We start from the raw sequence: 19212 nt of genomic DNA on the forward strand, positions 1-19212 counted from the left end.
CGCGGGGCGGAGAGAGAGTGCCGTCGACGCGGGCGGGCTCAATGCGGATTTGCCCGGGGCGCGGTTTTTACCGCGCGTTCAACGACGCGATCCGCATCCGGTCCGGAGGCGAGCCAAGCGGCCAAGTCTTCGTCGGATGCGAGATTGCGGCCGAATTGATAATCGGGCGAAAGCAGCGAGGCATAGCTCGGCTCCAAAAAACGCCGGCAATGGAGCAGGACGCGCGCCCGCTGGCCCGGAGCGCGCACGAGCCGGCCGAGCGCCTGGTTCACTTTGGTCATGCCCGGCACCTGATAAACGCGACGAAACGCGGCCTCGCGCCCGAGGGCGGAGAACTCGGCGAGTCGCGCGCGTTGCACGGCATTTACTTCCGGCAACGCCGGGCCGACGACCAGCGCGTGCGAGACCCGACCGCCGAGCGCGTCGATGCCTTCGGCAAAACTCGAGCCGAGCACGAGAAACAAGGCGTCGGAGAGCGCCAGCGATTCCTCGACCCAGGCGGATTGGGCCGCGAGGTCGCGGGCGCGAGGTTGGAGCGCGGCGCGGAGGCCGGGCGCGACCTGCTCGAGTTCGCGCTGAATCGCCTCGGCATAAGCGTAGGACGGGAAAAAAACCGCGACGCACGTTGACCCGCGGGAATTCGCCACCGCCAGGTCGCGGGCGCGCGCGGCCGCGCGGTGGAGCGACGCGATCGTGAGCGCCGTTGTCGTATAATGATGCGAACGATGTTGAAACGTGGTGTCGACCCGCGCGTCGACCGCGACGTCGTAGGCGCCTTCGCGCCACGGTGTGTGGGCGCGGAGCAGCGCGGGCGCGGCGGCGTCGCGGGCTTCTTCGACGCGAAGAAGTTCGGCGGCGCTCGTCAGCTGGCGGTAAAGTTTTTTCGTGTCGCGCTTGGTGAGCGCGCCGAGCCGGTCGGGTGCGGCGGCGAGCGATTTCGCTGGCGCGATGTCCGGCGGCGCGTCGAGACCGCACGCGGTCGCGAAACTTTCGACTGGCGTGAGCGTGGCGCTCGCGAGCACCACGCCGCCGAAGCCGCGCAGCGTCGACGCGATCGCCGGCGCGGCATCGAGGCAGGTGAGCGCGAGCTCGGCGTCGCGCGGACACCACCAGAGCATCGGTAGGGCGGCGGCGAGTTGTTCGACGACGGTCGGCACCTGCCAGAGCAGCGCGGCGGCCTGCGGCCCGAGCTCGCCATAGTCGAGCGGCACTTCCGGCAGAATGCGCGCGACTTCCGAAAGCAGGTGATGGGCATCGTCCTGGTCTGTAGGAGTCAGCGCGTCACAGGCGCGCAGGTGCTGCAGGAAATGGCACCAATGATCCCACGCGGTGACGAGGCGTGCGAGCGGACGCAGCCGGTGTAACTCGTCGCGCGCGGCGAAGGCCTCGAGCACAGTGAACCCGTGCGAGTAGGTGTCGGCGACGCGCGACGGCAAGTTGTGCGCTTCGTCAATCAGCAGCAGGCTGCGCGCGGCGTCGAAGCCCGGTTGGTTGTAGAACAAACCGCGGCTAGACGGAGAGAACACGTAATTGTAGTCGCCGATCCAGACGTCGTTGAACGCGAGCGCGGCACGCGTGATCTCATAGGGACAGATTCGCGCCTGCCGGCCGGCGGCGCGGAGCGTATCGAGATCGCGCGCGTGTTTTTCGTCGAGATAGAAGCGGGCCAGTCCGCTTTTCGGCCAGCGCGCCTCGACCTGATCGAGAAAACCGCAGGACTCGCGGACGCAGTGAAACGTCGTGTTGATGCAGTGCTCGGCCTTGTTGCGAACATGCCAGACCCCGACCGGCGTGGCGGACGCTCCGGCGACGCCCGACGGCGCCTCCCCGGCCGTCATGGTTTGCAGCGTGCGGACGACCTGGAGCTGGCCCGTGGATTTGCTGGTGAGATAAAGCGCGCGGTCGAAATGTCCGGTGCGCAGCTGGCCGAGCGCAAATTCGAGCAGCACGCCGGTTTTGCCGAAGCCGGTCGGCGCCTCGAAAAACACCAGCGGCTGCCGCTCGAACGTCGCGGTCAAATCGCGCTGCGTCGTTTCCTGCCCCGGCCGCGGCGTGGCAAACGCGGGACGGAAGGCGAGGTTCCGCAGCCGCTCGCGGGCGCGCTGCCGGAGATTGAGAAACTCCGCGACGCGCTCGAGTTGAACCTTCAGGAAAACGTCGTCCGCCGGTGTGAGCGCGATCGTCTGCGAAAGTCCGGAGTCGGTTTCGACAAACACGAGCTCGGCGCAAAGCTCCGCGATCGCGCCGCCGGACGTCTGCTGGCGCAGCAAGTGAACGTAGGCGCCGAGCTGGGCGAAATAGTCGGGGTGCTCGCTGCGCAACTCGGATTCGTCGGCGGGAAGATTGCGCGTGACGGTCTTGATTTCGCGCAGGACGACGCGGTGGGGATCGCGGATGAGCTGGTCGATCCGGCCGGTGAGCGTGAGCGTCCAGCCCTGGTGAAAAACGTGGCCGGAGATCGGAATCTCGAATTCCGCGTGTGGGGTTTCGTCCGTGGCGCGGGCGCGCAGTTCGTTGTGCCAGTGCGTGCCGAGCTGCGCGCGCCACAGACCCTGCGCGCCGCTCCCCGCATCGCGCGGGCCGGTCGAAAACGCGGAGAACTCGCCGACGCTCAGGCTGGCGGTGCGCTGATCGAGATCGAAAACCATGAAGCCGGCACGAAATACAGGAAACGCCGGAAAACGAAATCACACTTCGCGCATTTTCGCGTGTTTCGCCTGGCTCGCGATTAATCCAGCAAAATTTCCGTGTGTCCGCGCAGATACTCCTCCAGTCGGCGCGTGAGCCGGGTCACGACCGGCGCGTCGGCGGTTTGCGCGGCAAGCGGCTGGTTGACGAGCACCGAGACGACACCGCGGTCGGCGGAGGGAAGCGTGGGGAACCACGCTTCGCGCAACGGATAACCCTCGTCACGCGCGAAGCGGTAGAGGCTTTTGAACCACACGACATCGGGACGATGCCCGGCGGCGAGCGCCGCCAATGCCTGCCGGAGCAGCGTGGCGACCGAGGAGCGGCTCTCCTCGCCGACGGGATTGCGCGCCACGAGCGCGGCGAGGGTCGAGGCAGCCCGCAGGGTTTCGTAGCTGCGACCGAGGCCGGGATGGCGCGCGATCAGACGCGTTTCCTTGATGAACCAAGTCTGACCCTGGTTCGAGCTTTCGAGGGAAAACGCGACTTCGTCGAACAGGTCGAGGGTGGTCGCGGCGGCGGACGGTTTTTTGCTGACGCGTTGTAGCGCGAGAAGCGATCCGTGCTCGGCCGAAAACAGCGTGAGGCTTTGAAACGAGTCGGTCGGCGGCCGCTTCTGCAGCACGAAGGCGTCGGTCTGCAGCGGGAGCGCAGGCATGATCGGCGGGGAAATCGGCGCCCGATGCGGCGGCGGGTGACGTGCGTTTGGAAAACGCAATTACTTCGCGAGCTCGGCGGCCTGCGGCGTGGGCCACGTGGGAATCACGGCGCCGCCGGAGATGATCATCTTCATTCCGTCGCCGACAGCCATGTCCAGTTCGCGCACTTTTTCCTTCGGCAGCATGATGAGAAAGCCGCTGGTGGGATTGGGCGCGGTCGGAATGAATACGGTCAGGACCTCGCCGCCGATGAACGTGTGCGGCTCGCCCTGTTGCTTGTTGGTCAGGAAACCCACCGCCCAGCAGCCCTCGCGCGGGAACTCGACCAGCACGACCTTGCTGAAGAGGTTGCGGTTTTGGGTGCCGAGGGTCGTGACGATGTGTTTGACGGACACATAAAGTCCGCCGACGCCGGGGATGCGCTGGATCGCCCGTTCGCCCATGGTGAGGAAGATTTTGCCGAAGACGTATTGGGAGAGATAGCCGAGCAGCGTGACCAGGAGGATGACGACGAGGGTCGCCACGAGATCCCAGAAGAACGGGATGTGTTGAAACGACTCCGGCAGGTAATCGCGATAGATGGGGCGAAACGTTCCCCCAACGACGTCGATGATCGTGCTGAAAGCCCACACCGTCACGATCAGGGGCGCCAACAACAGCGCGCCGGAAATGAAGGCGTTCCGGAACGAGATGATCCGCGAGGGCGAGTGCGCTTCGTCAGCCATGAGTGTCGGACGCTAGCGGAGCCGGCGCGGCGAAGGCACGGAAAAAGAAGGCGCACGCCTCCCGGACGAGGCGCGCGCCTTGGATCGATCGGCTGCAGATCAGGCCGATCAAAGCTGCGGGACGTCCTCCTCGGGCACCTCGTAGATCTCGAGGACGACATCGCCCGAGCCGCCATCGGCGCTGGCAACATGCACCGTGTAGGCGCCGGCCGGAAGCGGTTGGAGAATCGCGAAATCCTTCGTGCCCTCCTTCAACGGCGAGGCGCCGACCGCGGGCGCGACGACGTTCGCCAGGGCGTAGGGATTCCACTCGGGGATGTAAACTTCGGGCCAGGCGATTCTGTTACCTTTGGCATCGAAGAGCGTGACCTTGGGTGCGGCGAGCGGCTGCGGCACGCCAAACTCTGCGAGGCTCGGGCCGACGGCGCGAATCAGCAGATGGCTGGTGCCGCGCGGGTTGGCGGGATTGGCATCGACCACAAAACCCACGATCAGCGTCGGCTGCGCGGCATCGATCGTCGCGCGCGTGGAGATGTTGACAAGCTTCTGCGGTTTCGACGCGCCGACATCGAGGCGGATGCGCTCGGTCGCGGACGCGTAGAGGACGGTGGGTTCGACCTCGCGCTGCAACTGCGCGGTGTAGACGCCGGAGTGAGAGGTGGTGGCTTTGTCGAGGACGAGCGTCTTCGCGGTGGTGGGGAGACGTTCACCGTCCTTGAACCAGATCACGCCGGTGATCGCGTCGTCGCTGGCGAAGGTGGAGATCGTCACCTTCGCGCCGGCCGGCACGGCGATCAACGCGGGTGCGGGGGCGGGCGCATACACGCCGGTCACGGGGCGGAGGACGATTTGCGTGGCGACATTCGGTTCGCCGACCGGGTGCGGTTGCGGGAAGTCCCAGATGATGCCGTCGCGGGCGGGTGCGCGCTGGGCGAAGACGAGGGTGGCGGCGGCCAGGGCGAGCACGAGGATCCGGCTGCGCCGCGGCCGATGGACGAGTGGAACGCGCCGCTCGACGAGATGGGAGAGGGGGTGTGAGTCGAAGGTTTGCATCGTAGGGAAATACGCCCGATGCAAACGGCCGGAGTCACTGGCGCGGCGAATTTTCGATCACTTCAGCGCAAACCGCGGCAGCCCGCCGGGGGCGCGGCGGAGCAGCGCGAGTGCGCGCGCTTCGGCGCGGCGCATGACGCGTTTTTTCGCGGGCTGGAGATCGTCGTAGCCTGCGAGATGCAACCAACCGTGGACAACGTAGAGCGTTAGTTCGTCGGAAAACGCCGCCAGCCGCGCCGCGGGGACCGCCCGGCGGCCGCGCGCGAGCGGAAGCTCCACGTGACGCAGCGCGGCGTCGACCGACACGCAGATCTCGCCGGCCGTGCCGAGATCCGGATTACCCTCGAACGTGATCACGTCGGTGATCGTCGGATCGTCGAGAAAATCGGCATGGAGTTGCGCGAGCGCCCCGTCGGTGAAGAACGCCAGCGACAACTCGCCGGCGGGACAACCGCCGTTGAATTCCGCCGGGTGCGCGTCGAGGGTCGCGATGGCGCTCGCGAGCGCGCGGCGGTCGAGCCGGAGGCGGGGATGCTGGTTGGCGATGGCGAGCGGACGGCGCATGGCGTGACAGCGTAGGTGCGCGCTGGACGAAGCCGCGGCAAGGGTGAAACGAAACCGTGCACGCGCAGCGAAGGTGTGCGCATCAGTCCGCGTGCTACTGCGCTTTCGTTTTCGGAATAACTTCCCGCCGTGCTGGAGATTCCCTTGGCGCCCAGGCGTGCCGGCGCGATGATGGCGGAGCCCCCAACCCCTCTCGCCATGAAGAGCATGCCTGATGGTTCGAAGGAATGCCCGGGCGCCGCCAAGCCGGTCGTGTCGCGTCGCGACTTCCTCAAGTGTCTTGGCACGTCGGCCGTCGCGACGGCCGCGCTTGGCGCCACCAATCTCGCGCAAGGCCTGGCCGAGGCGAATGCGGAACGCGTGCACGGACCGGGCGCGGTGCCGGTTGCGCTGACGATCAACGGCCGGACGGTGACGTTGCAGATCGAGCCGCGGGTGACATTGCTGGAAGCGTTGCGGCTGCACGCGGGACTCACCGGCGCGAAGGAGGCGTGCGATCGCGCGACGTGCGGCGCGTGCACCGTGTTGGTCGACAGCGTGCCGGTCTATGCCTGCTCGATGCTCGCGATCGAGGCGCAGGGCGCGTCCATCGAGACGATCGAAGGTCTCGCGGTGGACGGAAAGCTGACGGCACTGCAGCAGGCGTTTGTCGACCGCGACGGGTTGCAGTGCGGCTACTGTTCGCCGGGCATGGTGATGACCTTGACCGCGTTGTTGCGGAAAAATCCGCACCCGACCGAACCGGAAATTCGGCGCGCGATCGCCGGCAACGTCTGCCGCTGCGGCTCGTATCCAAGAATCTTTACGGCGGCCCTGGCGGCCAGCGGCCAGCCGGTCGCCGACAAACTCGAACTCGTTCACGACCATGCCCTGGCCTAGCCAAACCCGTTATCTGGGAAAGGAAATGCCGCGGGTGGAAGCTCCCGCGAAGGTCAGCGGCCGCGCGAAGTTCACCACCGATGTGACGCCGCCCGGGCTGCTTTTCGGAGTCATCGTGCGGGCCAGAATGCCCGCGGCGCGCATCACGGCCGTCGACCTCTCGCGCGTGCGTTCGGCACCCGGCATTCGCGCCGCGGTGCTCGCGCAGGAACCGCCTTTCGATGTGTTGTATTATGGCCAGGAGATCGCAGCGATCGCCGGGACGACGCGCCAGGCGGCGTTGGATGCGCTTCGACTCGTCGGCATCAAGGCCGAGCCGCGCGATTTCGTGGTGAACGAGTTGGAGGCGGTGAAGCCCGAGGCGCCGCGCGTGGCCGCGAAACAACCGAATCTTGGCGAAGGCGCGACGAAGGAGAACGGCGACGTCGACGCGGCGTTCGCGGGAGCGAAGGCGGTCGTCGAGGCGTCATTTCACACGCCGGTGCAGCTTCATCATCCGATGGAGCCGCATGGTCACACGGTGCAGTGGGACGGCGAGGAACTGACGGCCTGGTCCTCGACGCAGGCCGTGTTTATTTGCCGGGACGTTTTCTCGAGTGCGCTCAAGCTGCCGCAGAACAAAGTGCGGGTGATCTGCGACCACATGGGCGGCGGGTTCGGCTCGAAGTTTGCGCCGGGAGTCGAAGGGCTGCTTTGCGCGCGCCTGGCGCGCGAGGCCGGCGCGCCGGTGAAGCTGGTGCTGACGCGATTCGAGCAGGCCCTCGCCGTCGGCAACCGGCCGTCGTCGTATCAGAAAATCAAACTCGGCGGCGACGCGGAGGGAAATCTCACGGCATTCGAGCTGCATTCGTTTGGCACGCCCGGATTCAGTTCGGGTGTCGACAACGCGGGCGGCAGCGGCGGCGCGGGTTTTCCGTCTCCCTATATCTACCAACCCGCGGCCGTGCGGGTGAAGCAGGGCAGTGTGGCGGTGAACGCCGGTCAGTCCTGTGCGATGCGCGCCCCGGGCCACCCGGTGGCATCGGTGGGCATGGAGGGAATTCTCGACGAACTGGCGGTGAAGCTCGGGCTCGATCCGCTCGATGTGCGGATCAAGAACGATCCGTCGGAGATCCGCCGACGCGAATATCGGCTCGGGGCCGAACGCTTCGGTTGGAAACAGAAGTATCGGAAACCCGGCTCGTCGCCGGGCCCGGTGAAAACCGGCGTCGGCTGCGCGGGCGCGGCGTGGATGAGCGGCGGCGAAGGCACGCAGGCGGAAATCCAGGCGAACAGCGATGGCACGGTGGAGGTGCGCGTCGGCACGCAGGATCTCGGCACCGGCGCGCGCACCGTGGTGCAGGTCGTCGCGGCGGAAATGCTGGGCGTCGACCGCGAGCGCGTGGCGGTGAGCATCGGTGACACGCGTTTTCCGCCGAGCGGTCCGAGTGGCGGCAGCGCCACGACCGCGTCGATTTCTCCAGCGGTCTACGATGCGTGTGAGAAGCTGGTCGCGGAGTTGAAGCAGCGCAGCGGCTTCGAGGATCCGCGCGGCGAAAACTGGCTCGCCGCTTGCGCGAAAATCGGCCGGGCGCCGTTGCAGGTGCGCGGAAGATGGCGGCCTGGTCTGTCCACCGGCGGCGCGGGCGGAGTGCAGTTTGCCGAGGTCGAGGTGGATACCGAGACCGGCTTCGTGAAGCTGAGGAAGATGCTCGTCGTCCAGGACTGCGGCACGGTCGTGAACAAGCTCACGTGTGAAAGCCAGATCAACGGTGGCGTGATCATGGGGATCGGCTACGCGCTCTACGAGGAGCGGATCATGGACGATCGCACCGGCGTCGTCCTCAACCCGAATTTGGAAACCTACAAGCTGCCGGGCGCGGCCGACATGCCGGACATCGAGATCGTGCTGCTCGACATGCCGGAGCGCGGTGTCATCGGCGTGGGCGAGCCCTGCACCGTGCCGACGGCGGCGGCGATCGCGAACGCGGTTTCGAACGCCCTTGGCGTGCGCGTGGGAGATCTGCCGATCACGCCCGACAAGGTGCTCGCCGCGCTGGGACAGGTGCCAGGCCGGGACGCGACGAGCGGTATCGCCGGGTCTGATACGGGCGCGGCTTTCGCGCGGTTCGCCGCGGCGCCGGCGGGAGCGTGGGTGGAGTTTCAACCGGAGTGTCACGCATGAATGCATTTGCCTATGCCACGGCTTTGTCGGCGGATTCGGCGGTCGGGCTGGTTCGCGACAATGGGCGATTCATCGCCGGCGGCATCGACCTGCTGGGCGAAATGAAGGAAGGTCTCGCGGAGCCCGCGCTGCTGGTGAACATCAAAAAACTGCCCGGCACGCGCGAGATTGTCGCCGCCGATGCGCGCTGGAGCCTGGGTGCGAACGTGACGCTGACGGAGCTGGCCGGGCATGCGGAACTGCGACGCGCGCTGCCGGCGATCGGCGAGGCGGCGGACGAGGTCGGATCGGCGCAGATGCGCAACGTCGCCACGCTCGGCGGCAATCTCGCGCAGCATTCGCGCTGCTGGTATTACCGGCACCGCGAGTTGCGCTGCCTGAAAAAAGGCGGCCCACGCTGCCTGGCGCGCGGAGGCCAGACCAAGTATCACAGTTTGTTTTCCGCCACGCGCTGCCTGAGCCCGTGCGTCTCGAATCTCGCGATGGCGCTCACTGCGCTCGACGCCACCGTCGTGGTGCAGCGGAAGGCGAAGACCGTCACGTTGACGATGGCCGAACTCTACGACGCGGCGTGGCGGAATGGGCGGTTGCATCACTCGCTCGAGCCGACGGATTTGATTCTGCGGATCGAGGTGAACGCCGAAGCCGACCGGCGCAGCACGTATCTGCAGATGGCAGAGAAAAACGATTTCGACTGGGCGCTCGTTAGCTGTGCGGCGTCCGCTCGGGTCCAAGCCGGCAAGCTGAGCCAGGTCCGGCTCGTGCTCGGCTGCGTGGCGCCGGTGCCGTGGCGTCGCCGCGAAGCGGAGGCGTTGCTCGAAGGCCGGGCGCCGTCGGAAGACGTCGCGACTGCGGCCGCGGACTTGCTGCTGAAGGACGCCGAGCCGTCGGAGCACAACGGATACAAAGTGCCGCTCGCCCGCGCGCTGGTGAAACGGGCGCTGGCGCGTCTGGCGTCCTGAGCGCCGAGTAGGCGCGCTGGCGGCGGCGAAAAAGCTAGGCCTTCAACTTCGCCGGCGGGTTCTCGGCCGCCGGCGGATACGCCACGCGCCCGTGCAGCATGTTGAGCAGCGTGAACTGAAAACTGTTCTTGATCCGCGCAATCTCGGTGAACGTGAGGGGGCACTCGTCGAGTTGCCCGTCCGTGATGCGCTCGCCGACGATCCGGTCGATCAGCTCCGTCAATTGCCCCGGGGTGGTCTGGCGCAGCGAGCGCGAGGCGGCTTCGACGCCGTCGGCGAGGGAAATGATGGCGCTTTCGCGGGTCTGCGGCCGGGGACCGTCGTAGCGATAGGGCGCCTCGGGGATCGTCGGCGCCGCCGGAGGCGGGTTTGCGGACGGATCGAATGGCTGGCTGCCAGCGGTCTGTTCCTCGCCGACGGCCGGCGCGAAAGGTGTCCGGGTTCGGGCCATCGCGCGATGGTAGAAGTAGCGGACGAGCGTGGTGCCGTGATGTTGCTCGATCACGTCGATCACCGCGCTGGGCAGGTGATGCTTGCGCGCCAGTTCCACGCCTTCGGAGACGTGCTGCTTGATGATGCGCGCGGAAGATTCGGGATCGAGGTGGGCGTGGGGATCGACGCCGTCGCGCTGGTTTTCGCCGAAACAGGCGGCGTTGGCGGTCTTGCCGACATCGTGAAACAGCGAGCAGACGCGGGCGAGGAGGGGGTTCGCGCCGATGGCGTTCGCGGCGTTTTCCGCGAGCTGGGCCACGACGAGCGAGTGATGATAAGTGCCCGGCGCTTCCAGCTGCATGCGCCGCAGGAGCGGGTGATTGTAATCGGTGAGCTCGAGCAGGGTGATGTCGGTCGTGCGCTTGAAGAGCGATTCGAGGATCGGCAGCAGGCCGACCACGGCGATGCCGGTGGCGAGGCCGATGCCGAGCCCGGCGATGGTTTGGCGCAGGATGATTTCGGAAGGCGTCTGGTCGGCGATGCCGATGAGCGCCGCAAAAGCCGCGATCGTCAGACCGCCGGCGCCGGCGGCGCGCACGACCTTTCCGCGCTGGCGCGCGTCGCGGCAGAAGAAAATGGCAACGAGCGAGGCGACGAACGTCAGCACCAGCAGATCGATGCGGTTGCCGTAGATCACGCCGGTGAAGATCGAGATCAGCAGCGCCATGAAGATGGCGGAGCCTGCGTCGATCAGGATCGCCACGATGAGCGGCGCGAAGGCCGTCGGCGCGATGTAGGGCAGGGTCGAGGCCCACGAACCGTCGCTCACGAAGAAGTCGACGCCGCCAAGTTCATAGACGAGCCGCACCATGCCCAGGTTGATGATGACGACGAGGGCAAGGAGGCTCAGGCGGACGTTGCTGAGGAGCGTCTCGAGATCCTCCAGCCGGATATAGATGATCGAGGCGAGCACCATCGCGAGCACGAGGAGCACGCGACCGAACAGCACGAGGCCATCCTCGAGTTTGGTGTCGGTGTGTTCCTGGAGGTAGCGGCGATGCGCCATCAGCATCTCGTATTGCTCGGGCGAAACGCGTTCGCCGGGCTCGATGATCGTCTGGCCGCGGACGACGCCGACGATCACGGGTTTGACCTGGCGGACGGCCAGTTGCTCGCGCGCGAGGGTTCCCTCCCGGTCGTAAATGACGTTGGGGACGAGGCCTTGGCGGAAGACGCGGAAAAGGGCGAGGGCCGAGGAACGCGGCACACCCTCGGCGGCGAGGTTGACCCGCAGGAAGGTGAGCGCGTCCTCCATGCTTTGCACGGGGCGCTGCGTGATTTCGCCGTTCGGACGCGCGATCTGAAAAACCGTGGCGCCATTGGGTCCGGCGGTGAGGGAGCCGTCCTGGACGCCTTGCGCATAGATGTCGCGGAGCGCGGCGAGGCCGTTGTCGAACAGGCTGGCGCGCAGCCGGGCGTCGCCAGCAGTGAGAATGGCGCCGATATCCTCGACGCTCGCGCGGTAGCCGCCGCGGCTGTTGAAAGAGTCGGCGAAGGCGGCGAGTGCCTGCCGGCGCTCGGTGGTTGCCGCCGGGCTGTTGGCGGGATGCCGCTGTTCGAAGAGCTCGAGTTGCGAAAGCAGGTCGCGCGCGGCGGCTTCGAATTTCTGCAGCGGCTCCATCTCCAGCCGGTAAACCGGCGGCACCCGCTCCATCAGCTGCTCCTTGGCGATGCGCGTGCGCTCCTCGCTTTCGTAGCTGAAGGAGGCGCTCGAAACGACGCGCACGGTGGCGACCTGGTTGGGGAGCACCGGCACCGTGGCGGTCGAGAGCCGCGCGGAACTGATCAGCACGATCGTGGTGACCGTGATCAGAAAGATCAAAACCGAGACGAGCCGGCTGCGGTCCAGGTAATGCGTGACGGCCGAATGTTTGGCCGCGGGGCGCGCGCGCCGCGCGTTGAGGCCGCCGACGAGAAGCTTGAATTGATCGCGAACGGACATCGTTAGGCAGGCGCTTGGCTAAGCGGGCTCCCCGGCGCCCTTGATCGGATTTCGGTAGGCGTCATAGGCTTCGATGATGCGTTGCACGAGCGGGTGGCGAACGACGTCGGACCCGCTGAAAGTGTGGAAATCGATTCCGGAAATGTCCCGCAGAATGTGCCGGACCTCGAGCAACCCGGACTGCTTGGAGCGCGGCAGGTCGATCTGGGTGACGTCGCCCGTGACCACCATGCGCGACTCCTCGCCCAGGCGCGTGAGGAACATCATCATCTGCTCGGGCGTCGTGTTCTGGGCCTCGTCGAGCACGATGAACGCATGAGACAGCGTGCGGCCGCGCATGTAGGCGAGCGGTGCGATCTCGATCACGCCTTTTTCGGTGAGCCGGGAAACGTCTTCCGCGCTGAGCATGTCGTGCAGGGCGTCGTAGAGCGGGCGCAGGTAGGGCAGGATCTTTTCGCGGAGATCGCCGGGCAGAAACCCGAGCGCCTCGCCGGCTTCCACCGCCGGCCGGGTGAGAATGATGCGCTCGACCTGGTTTTTGAGCAACGCCGAAACCGCCGCGGCCATCGCCAGATAGGTCTTGCCCGTGCCCGCCGGGCCGATGCCGAACACGACGGGATGTGCGAGCATCGATTTCAGGTAGAGCTTTTGTCCCAGCGTCTTGGGGACGATCGTCTTGCGATTGGTCGCAATGACGAGCGGTTCGGCCAGCAACTCCCGCAGCGATTCTCCCTCGCCCCGCGCAAAGGTGTCGGTGATCCGGTGAAAATCCGGCGTGCGGATCGTCATGCCCTGCGTGCGGGCGTCATTAAGGAAGCCAAACAGCGACTCGGCGCGCGCGAGCGGCTCGGCGGCGGCATCGATCTTCAAGGTCGAGTCGCGGGAGACGAGTTTCACGCCCAGGGCGCGCTCAGCGTAGCCGAGGTTGTCGTCGCGTCCGGCGTAAAGGGCGTGCAGGTGGCGGGGTGACGGGAAATGAAGGGATTTGGAGGACACCGCGAAGAGTTACTTGCGAGAGGACGCCCGGGGTTTGGCGCGTCTCGCGGATTTTGCAACCGGCTTCAGGCCGCCCGCCACGGTCGCGAGACGCTCCCAGGTCGCGTCGAGCGACTGCGGCAGCGTTCGGGTCTGACCGATCACCGGCATGAAGTTCGTGTCGCCATTCCAGCGGGGCACGATGTGCGCATGCAGGTGCGGGATGCTGCCGCCGGCCGCGGAGCCGAGATTGAAGCCGACATTGAAACCGTCGGGATTCAGCGCCGCGGCAAGAAGGCGTTTCGCGAACACGATCTCCGCCATCAGCGCCGCCGCTTCGGCAGCGCTCAGGTCGACAAGATCGTTGACGTCCCGGAACGGCACGGCGAGGAGGTGACCCGGATTGTAGGGGAAACGATTGAGGACGAGATAGGCGAGCCGGCTGCGATGCACAATCAACGCCTTGCGGTCGTCGCCGAGGGCGGGCAACTCGGTGAACGGGCGCTTCATTTTCGCCGGATAGCGAGGCGCCTCGATGTATTCCATGCGCCAGTAAGCGTGAAGCTGCTGCATGAGAGAAGGGACAGGAAAAGGAGCCGAACTCTCAAAGTCAAAGCCCTCATTCTCATGGGCGGAACGCGAGGAACGCGCGGGTGCGGATGCTTGCGTCCAGGGGCTTGCAAAGAGCGGGCGGCCGAACGGCAGATGAGCGCAAGGCGCCGCATCGCCAGACACTGCAAGCCGTTGGCGAGGGATGGAATTTTTGCCCTCGCACCGCGTTCCGGGCGCTCTTTAGTCCGACTCTTTTCCATGAATGCTGCCACCTCCTCCGTTCGACGCCGCGTCGTCATTACCGGCCTCGGCGCCGTGACTCCGTGCGGAAATACCGCCAGCGAAACCTGGGCATCGCTGATCGCCGGCCGCAGTGGGCTGGGGCGGATCACGCGCTTCGACGCCACCGGTTGCTCGGCGCAGATCGCCGGCGAGGTGCGCAACTTCGACGCGACGAAGCCCCTCGCGCAGCCCGTTCATCCACGAGGCCCTGCCAACGAGCCGCTCACCCAGGTCCTGACGCCGAAAGACGTGAAGAAGTTTGGCCGGTTCACCCATCTTGGGGCCGTCGCAGCGGTGGAAGCGTATATCGATTCGGGACTCGATGCGCACCGCGCCACATTGTCGTCCGATCGCATGGGCGTGAATCTCGGCGTCGGTCTGGGCGGCCTGCCCGAAATGGAGGCGATGCACGATACGTGGAAGGCGGGCGGTTTCCGCAAGATCTCACCGTTCTTCATCATCCAGATCGCGCCCAACCTCCTCGCCGGTCAGGTGAGTTTGTTGCTGGAGTTTCGCGGCCCCAACATGAGCGTCGCCTCCGCCTGCGCGACCAGCGGACATGCGCTCGGCGAAGCGGCGGCGGCGATCGCGCGCGGCGATGCCGATGTGATGATCGCGGGCGGCGCGGAATCGACCGTCACGCCGCTGGCGATCGGCGCATTTGCGCAGATGCGCGCGCTGTCGACGCGGAACGACGCGCCAGAAAAGGCGTCGCGTCCGTATGATCGCGATCGCGACGGCTTCGTTTTGTCCGAAGGCTCCGTGGTGTTCGTGCTCGAAGAATACGAGCAGGCGGTGAAACGCGGAGCGCGGATCTACGCCGAACTGCGCGGTTACGGCGCCTCGGCCGATGCTTATCATCTGTCGTCGCTCGCGCCCGGGGCGGAAGGCTCGGCGCGCGCCATGCAGGCGGCCATCGACCGTTCGGGACTGAAACCCACGGAGATCGATTATGTCTCGGCCCACGCGACGTCGACGCCCGGCGGCGACGGTGAGGAGGCGGCCGCGATCGCCACCGTGTTTGCCGAGAACAAGACACAACTCCACGTCAGCGGCGTGAAATCCATGGTCGGCCACCTGCTCGGCGGCGCCGGCGCGATGGGCGTGTTTGCCGCGGTGAAAGCGATCCAGGAGGGCATCGTTCCCCCGACGATCAATCTCGAGAACCTCGATCCGGTGTGTGGCGATACCGGTCTCAACTTCACGCCCAACACCGCGGTGAAAAAGAAGGTGCGCGCCGCGCTCGCCAACAGTTTTGGGTTCGGCGGGACGAACGCGTCGATCGTCGTCGCCGCAGTTTGACGCTTGCCGGACGCGCGCAGCGGTTGGCCAACGGCTGCGCGCTTCCGGATGCTCGCGATGGTTCGCCCTTCCTTTCCTGTTTCATGAAGCGGTTCGCGTCATTCGCGGCCGGATCGACGGCGCCGTTTTTGGCGGCGCTGGCATTGAGCGCGGCGTTTTTGGGCTTCGTGGCGTGGGACCAGTCGCATTGGTGGCGGGTGAAGGACGACTACAGCTTCGGCTGGCTCGTGCCGGCATTCGCGATCTTTGCGGTGTATGATCGCTGGCCGAAGATCATGGACGCGCTCGCCGCCTGCCACGCGGCGGGGAGCCCGCGGGTGCGTGGATTCGCGCGATTCGTCCTCGCTGCGGGCGTGGGGCTGATGCTCGCGGGCGGCGCGACGATGTTCTTGCTCGGGACCTTTTATCGCGCCGGCGCCGGCACGTCGCAGCCGGGCACGCTGGCGATCACGCTCGGGATGATCGGACTCGTGCTGCCGCTGCTGCTGTTGAACGCCCCCGCAGCGGACGGAACGCCAACGCCGGCGCGGCGCTGGCGCGACGACCCGCGTCTCCGTCTGACCGCCTGCTTCCTGTTTCCGGTGCTGGTGTGGCTCGTGTCGGCGCCGATGGTCTCGGCGGTGGAGTCGCAGCTGAAGCTTTTCCTGCTGCGAAAGGTGGTGACCGTCGTTTCGTTTGTATTCGATATTTTGGGACTGCCGATCGAGCAGCAGGGCAGCGTGCTGGTCCTGCCGAACGGAACGGTGGGCGTGGAGGATGCGTGCTCCGGGATCCGTTCGCTCACGGGGTGCCTTTTCGCGGGATCGTTTCTCGCCGCCATTTTTCTCGACCGGCTCTGGAAAAAAATCGCGCTGGTGCTCGCGGCGCTGGTGCTCGCGTTTCTCACGAATCTGTTGAGAGGGATTTTTCTGACCGCGTGGGCGTATCGTCACGGACCGGAGGCGATCGACGGCGTTGTGCACGATGCCGCCGGTTACGCGGTGCTCGGACTCACCGTCGCCGGCCTGTTTTGCCTTCTCCCGCTTTTCAATCTGCAACTGGGCGACGCGGCCGACGAGCCGCAACGCGAGTCGCCGGCCGGCTAATCGGAGGCGTGGGGCGCCAGCGCGCCGAACGCGGTGACCGTCGGGCCGGCCGAGGCCGGAAAAGCGACGAAATGAAAGCTCTGCTTCACGTCGAAGTAGCGGCGTGCGAGCTGCGCGATTTCCCGGCGCGTGATACGCGGCGTGTCGATGGCGCGGTCGCGCGCGGCGACGAGGCGGAGCGGATTTTGTTGGGCATCGCGCAGGACCGTGTGACCCCAATAGCTGTTCGTGCGCAGGTCGTCCTCCCGGGAGCGCAGGAATGGCTTTTTCACGCGTTCGAATTCCTCCTCGGAGAAGCGACCCTTTCGCAGCGCCATCAGCTCGCGGCGGAGGACGTCCGCAGCCTGCTCGGCCTGTGACGCCGACACCTCCGCGTAAACGAGGAAGTAGCTCATGTTCGCAAAGCTGTCGTGGCGCACGAAATCAGCCGTGCAGTGATACGTCGCGCCCAGTTCCTCCCGCAACCGCACGCGCAACCGGTCGGTCACCAGCTCCGCCAGCAGCGCGCAGCGACGCTCGCGATAAATATCGGCGACATCCGGCGCGGGGCAGAGCCAGGCGAGCGCGACCTGGCGCAGCTGCGGCGGCGTGGTGAACAGATACGCGGGCCGCTTCGGTTTGGCCAACGCCAGCGCTCGCGGCCGGACGTCAGCAAAGGGCTTTCGCGCCGGCAGGGCGGCGAGCGTCTGCGCGACGGCGCCGGCCGCTTCCTCCCACGTCGTGTCGCCGACGATGCCGAGCTCGATGGCGCCGTGCTTGAGCTCGGGGCGCAGCCAGGCCGCGGCTTCCTCGACGGTGCGCGCGTAGAGTTCCTCGGGCGCGGGCACGCCGAAACGCGGATCGTCGTTGGCGAACACGCGTTCCGCGTTGGCGGAAATGGGGCCGCCGGCGGACGCCGACAGCGACGAATACATCGAGCCGAAATGCGCGTGGATCTGCCGCAGCGCCTCGGGACGGAACGCCGGATCCTCGAGATGGGCCGCAATCATCTGCAGGCAGAAAAGGAGGTCGCGGCGGGCGCACCGGGCGTTGACGGCGAACGCATCGTCCTCGGTGAAGAAGTTGACCGACACCGCGTGGTCCGCGCAGATGTCTTGTATTTCCTGATACGTGTGGCGTCCGACGCCGCCCTGCGGCACGAGATGGTTGGCGAGCAGGTCGAGGCCGATCTTTCCGGGTGGTTGCGACTGCCGACCGCGGCCGACGCGAAGGTAGAGGTGGACCGTGTCGGCCTCGAACGGCGTCGGCTTGAAATTGAGGCGCACGCCGTTGCCAAACTCCGCCTGGTCGACGTCGAGATCGGCGACGTGCCGGGTCCGGATGGCCGCGGCGGGCGGGCCGAAATCCGTGTAGGCGAACTCCGGCGTGCCGATTTCGGGGAACGGCTCGACGGTCACCTGACGGCTTTCGTTCATGGCGTTGGCGATGGCTTGCGGTTCCACCGCGAATTGCGGATGCGTCGCCACAAACACATGCGGCGCCTGCCGGCTCCATGCGTCGCGAAACGCGGCGAGACACTGCGCGGGCGTGGCATCGGCGAGCGCGACAGCGAGATCCTCCTTCACCGCGGCAGGCGTCGTGAACACGTGGCCGTGCACGAGCGCTTCGACGATTCCTCCTGCCAGCCAGGGCGAAGGGCGGGTCGGGCGCGTGCGCACCGCTTCGTCGTAGCCGGTGACGAACGCACGGCGCACCGCCGCGAGTTCGCCGGGATGGAAACCGAAGAAGAACGCGCGCCGGTGTTCCTGTTCCACCTGCGTCATGAACTTTTTCCAGTCGGCGATCGTGCCCGATACGCCGAAGCTCGCGAGCGCCCAGCCCGGCACCGGATGCTCGATGCTGGCGTCGGGCGCGACGAAGCCCTCGGTGGAGGTGCCCGCCAGTCGCGTCACGCGTCTTTCGAACATCGCAAACGCGAGTGCGCGGTGGAGCTGCCGGACGCGTCGCGCCTGCGTATCGGGTGCGCGCGGCTCGGGAAACGGATGTTGCAGGCTGCACGTCGCGCCGATCATTCCCGGATCGGCGAAGACGACGATGCCGGACGGCGATGCCTCCGCCGGAATCGTGGCAATCACGTCGTTGCGCGCCGGTCCGCGCGCGCGCATTTCCCCGAAGACCTCCGCGATCGCCGGCTCGACTTTGGCCGGATCGAGATCGCCGACGATCACAAGCGCCATGCGTTCGGGGCGATACCACGCATCGTAAAACGCCACGAACTGTTCGCGTGTGAACGACCGGATCGCATCCGCGGTGCCGATCGGCACGCGCGCGACCTGGCGAGCCTGAGGAAACAGGAACGCGAGATTCGCGCGGCCGGCACGGTCGCCGGGCGTGTTGCGGGTTTCGAGTTCGCTCAGCACGACGCCGCGCTCGCGTTCGATCAATCCGGGATCGAACGTCACTTCCTGCGCGTATTCGCGAAACACCTCCAGGGCCTGTCGCAGCGTGGCATCGCGGGTGTCCGGCAACTCGAGATGATAGATCGTATAATCCGGCAGCGTGAACGCGGTGTTGTCCGGACCGAACCCGATCCCGAGCTTCTGCAGTTCCGCCGTCAGCGTTCCGTTCGGATGACGCTTCGTCCCGCGAAAAACCATGTGCTCGAGAAAATGCGCGAGCCCGCGCTCGTCGTCCCGTTCGTGCAGCGAGCCCGCGCGCACCACGAGCCGAAGGGAAACGCGATCCTTCGGTTCGGCGTTGCGCAGCAGCGCGTAGCGAAATCCGTTGGCCAGCTGCGCCTGACGCAGGCCTGGATCGGCGGGAAGGTCGCTGTCGACTTCCGGCCAGATCGGATCGGATTGCGCCGCGAGCAGCAGCGGAAACAGGAAAAGGAGGGCGAAGTGCCGGAGCACAGGCTCAGGTTTCCCGCGCCGCATGGCGTGTCACGC

Annotated in this window: 14 protein-coding genes; 5 read left to right on the plus strand and 9 right to left on the minus strand. The window is 66.6% G+C overall.

All coding sequences use genetic code 11. The features are described 5' to 3' along the window. Positions 1–38 precede the first annotated feature (38 nt). The 5 genes from AC6RV7_RS11705 to ybeY form a co-directional block, all read right to left on the minus strand. Positions 39–2648 (minus strand): ATP-dependent DNA helicase, encoded by a 2610-nt coding sequence (locus AC6RV7_RS11705; protein WP_500094160.1) that lies wholly within the window; start codon positions 2646–2648, stop codon positions 39–41. A gap of 80 nt (positions 2649–2728) precedes the next feature. Next, complete coding sequence (locus AC6RV7_RS11710) at positions 2729–3346, minus strand: hypothetical protein (RefSeq protein ID WP_500094161.1); 618 nt, start codon at positions 3344–3346, stop codon at positions 2729–2731. A gap of 60 nt (positions 3347–3406) precedes the next feature. Beyond that, complete coding sequence (locus AC6RV7_RS11715) at positions 3407–4072, minus strand: DUF502 domain-containing protein (protein ID WP_500094162.1); 666 nt, start codon at positions 4070–4072, stop codon at positions 3407–3409. A 108-nt stretch (positions 4073–4180) separates the two neighbouring features. Beyond that, positions 4181–5125 (minus strand): hypothetical protein, encoded by a 945-nt coding sequence (locus AC6RV7_RS11720; RefSeq protein WP_500094163.1) that lies wholly within the window; start codon positions 5123–5125, stop codon positions 4181–4183. 57 nt (positions 5126–5182) lie between these two features. Next, complete coding sequence (gene ybeY, locus AC6RV7_RS11725; RefSeq protein WP_500094164.1) at positions 5183–5689, minus strand: rRNA maturation RNase YbeY; 507 nt, start codon at positions 5687–5689, stop codon at positions 5183–5185. A 198-nt stretch (positions 5690–5887) separates the two neighbouring features. On the opposite strand from ybeY, the gene AC6RV7_RS11730 reads away from it, so the two are divergent. From AC6RV7_RS11730 to AC6RV7_RS11740, 3 genes are read left to right on the plus strand one after another with little or no spacing between them, the layout of a single operon-like run. After that, entirely contained in the window at positions 5888–6568 is a 681-nt protein-coding gene (locus tag AC6RV7_RS11730; RefSeq protein ID WP_500094165.1) for a (2Fe-2S)-binding protein, read from the plus strand. After that, the gene (locus AC6RV7_RS11735) at positions 6555–8732 is read left to right on the plus strand and encodes a xanthine dehydrogenase family protein molybdopterin-binding subunit (protein WP_500094166.1); all 2178 of its coding nucleotides are present in this window, start codon (positions 6555–6557) and stop codon (positions 8730–8732) included. The genes AC6RV7_RS11730 and AC6RV7_RS11735 overlap by 14 nt, the downstream gene beginning before the upstream one ends. Further along, positions 8729–9694, plus strand: coding sequence for an FAD binding domain-containing protein (locus AC6RV7_RS11740; protein WP_500094167.1), 966 nt, complete (start codon positions 8729–8731; stop codon positions 9692–9694). Before AC6RV7_RS11735 ends, AC6RV7_RS11740 begins: the two co-directional genes overlap by 4 nt. A gap of 34 nt (positions 9695–9728) precedes the next feature. Here the strand turns inward: AC6RV7_RS11740 and AC6RV7_RS11745 are convergent, their stop codons facing one another. The 3 genes from AC6RV7_RS11745 to AC6RV7_RS11755 are packed head-to-tail and all read right to left on the minus strand — an operon-like array spanning position 9729 to position 13676. Continuing rightward, entirely contained in the window at positions 9729–12128 is a 2400-nt protein-coding gene (locus AC6RV7_RS11745) for an HD family phosphohydrolase (protein WP_500094168.1), read from the minus strand. An 18-nt stretch (positions 12129–12146) separates the two neighbouring features. Then, entirely contained in the window at positions 12147–13124 is a 978-nt protein-coding gene (locus AC6RV7_RS11750; protein WP_500094169.1) for a PhoH family protein, read from the minus strand. Between the two features lie 9 nt (positions 13125–13133). Continuing rightward, complete coding sequence (locus AC6RV7_RS11755; RefSeq protein WP_500094170.1) at positions 13134–13676, minus strand: HIT family protein; 543 nt, start codon at positions 13674–13676, stop codon at positions 13134–13136. A gap of 237 nt (positions 13677–13913) precedes the next feature. Between AC6RV7_RS11755 and fabF the strand changes: the two genes are divergently transcribed. Further along, positions 13914–15239 carry a beta-ketoacyl-ACP synthase II gene (gene fabF / locus AC6RV7_RS11760; protein WP_500094171.1) on the plus strand — a complete coding sequence of 442 codons (1326 nt, stop codon included), beginning with the start codon at positions 13914–13916 and terminating at the stop codon, positions 15237–15239. Between the two features lie 83 nt (positions 15240–15322). Next, positions 15323–16324 carry an exosortase/archaeosortase family protein gene (locus tag AC6RV7_RS11765; protein ID WP_500094172.1) on the plus strand — a complete coding sequence of 334 codons (1002 nt, stop codon included), beginning with the start codon at positions 15323–15325 and terminating at the stop codon, positions 16322–16324. Here the strand turns inward: AC6RV7_RS11765 and AC6RV7_RS11770 are convergent. Continuing rightward, the gene (locus AC6RV7_RS11770) at positions 16321–19176 is read right to left on the minus strand and encodes a M16 family metallopeptidase (RefSeq protein WP_500094173.1); all 2856 of its coding nucleotides are present in this window, start codon (positions 19174–19176) and stop codon (positions 16321–16323) included. The genes AC6RV7_RS11765 and AC6RV7_RS11770 overlap by 4 nt on opposite strands. Positions 19177–19212: the final 36 nt, after the last annotated feature.

Source organism: Opitutus sp. sgz309028 (assembly GCF_059821195.1).

Excerpts from the sequence above, each read along its gene's own strand:
- AC6RV7_RS11705 (WP_500094160.1), bottom strand. The coding sequence starts at position 2,648 with ATGGTTTTCGATCTCGATCAGCGCACCGCCAGCCTGAGCGTCGGCGAG.
- AC6RV7_RS11710 (WP_500094161.1), bottom strand. The coding sequence starts at position 3,346 with ATGCCTGCGCTCCCGCTGCAGACCGACGCCTTCGTGCTGCAGAAGCGG.
- AC6RV7_RS11715 (WP_500094162.1), bottom strand. The coding sequence starts at position 4,072 with ATGGCTGACGAAGCGCACTCGCCCTCGCGGATCATCTCGTTCCGGAAC.
- AC6RV7_RS11720 (WP_500094163.1), bottom strand. The coding sequence starts at position 5,125 with ATGCAAACCTTCGACTCACACCCCCTCTCCCATCTCGTCGAGCGGCGC.
- ybeY (WP_500094164.1), bottom strand. The coding sequence starts at position 5,689 with ATGCGCCGTCCGCTCGCCATCGCCAACCAGCATCCCCGCCTCCGGCTC.
- AC6RV7_RS11730 (WP_500094165.1), top strand. The coding sequence starts at position 5,888 with ATGAAGAGCATGCCTGATGGTTCGAAGGAATGCCCGGGCGCCGCCAAG.
- AC6RV7_RS11735 (WP_500094166.1), top strand. The coding sequence starts at position 6,555 with ATGCCCTGGCCTAGCCAAACCCGTTATCTGGGAAAGGAAATGCCGCGG.
- AC6RV7_RS11740 (WP_500094167.1), top strand. The coding sequence starts at position 8,729 with ATGAATGCATTTGCCTATGCCACGGCTTTGTCGGCGGATTCGGCGGTC.
- AC6RV7_RS11745 (WP_500094168.1), bottom strand. The coding sequence starts at position 12,128 with ATGTCCGTTCGCGATCAATTCAAGCTTCTCGTCGGCGGCCTCAACGCG.
- AC6RV7_RS11755 (WP_500094170.1), bottom strand. The coding sequence starts at position 13,676 with ATGCAGCAGCTTCACGCTTACTGGCGCATGGAATACATCGAGGCGCCT.
- fabF (WP_500094171.1), top strand. The coding sequence starts at position 13,914 with ATGAATGCTGCCACCTCCTCCGTTCGACGCCGCGTCGTCATTACCGGC.
- AC6RV7_RS11765 (WP_500094172.1), top strand. The coding sequence starts at position 15,323 with ATGAAGCGGTTCGCGTCATTCGCGGCCGGATCGACGGCGCCGTTTTTG.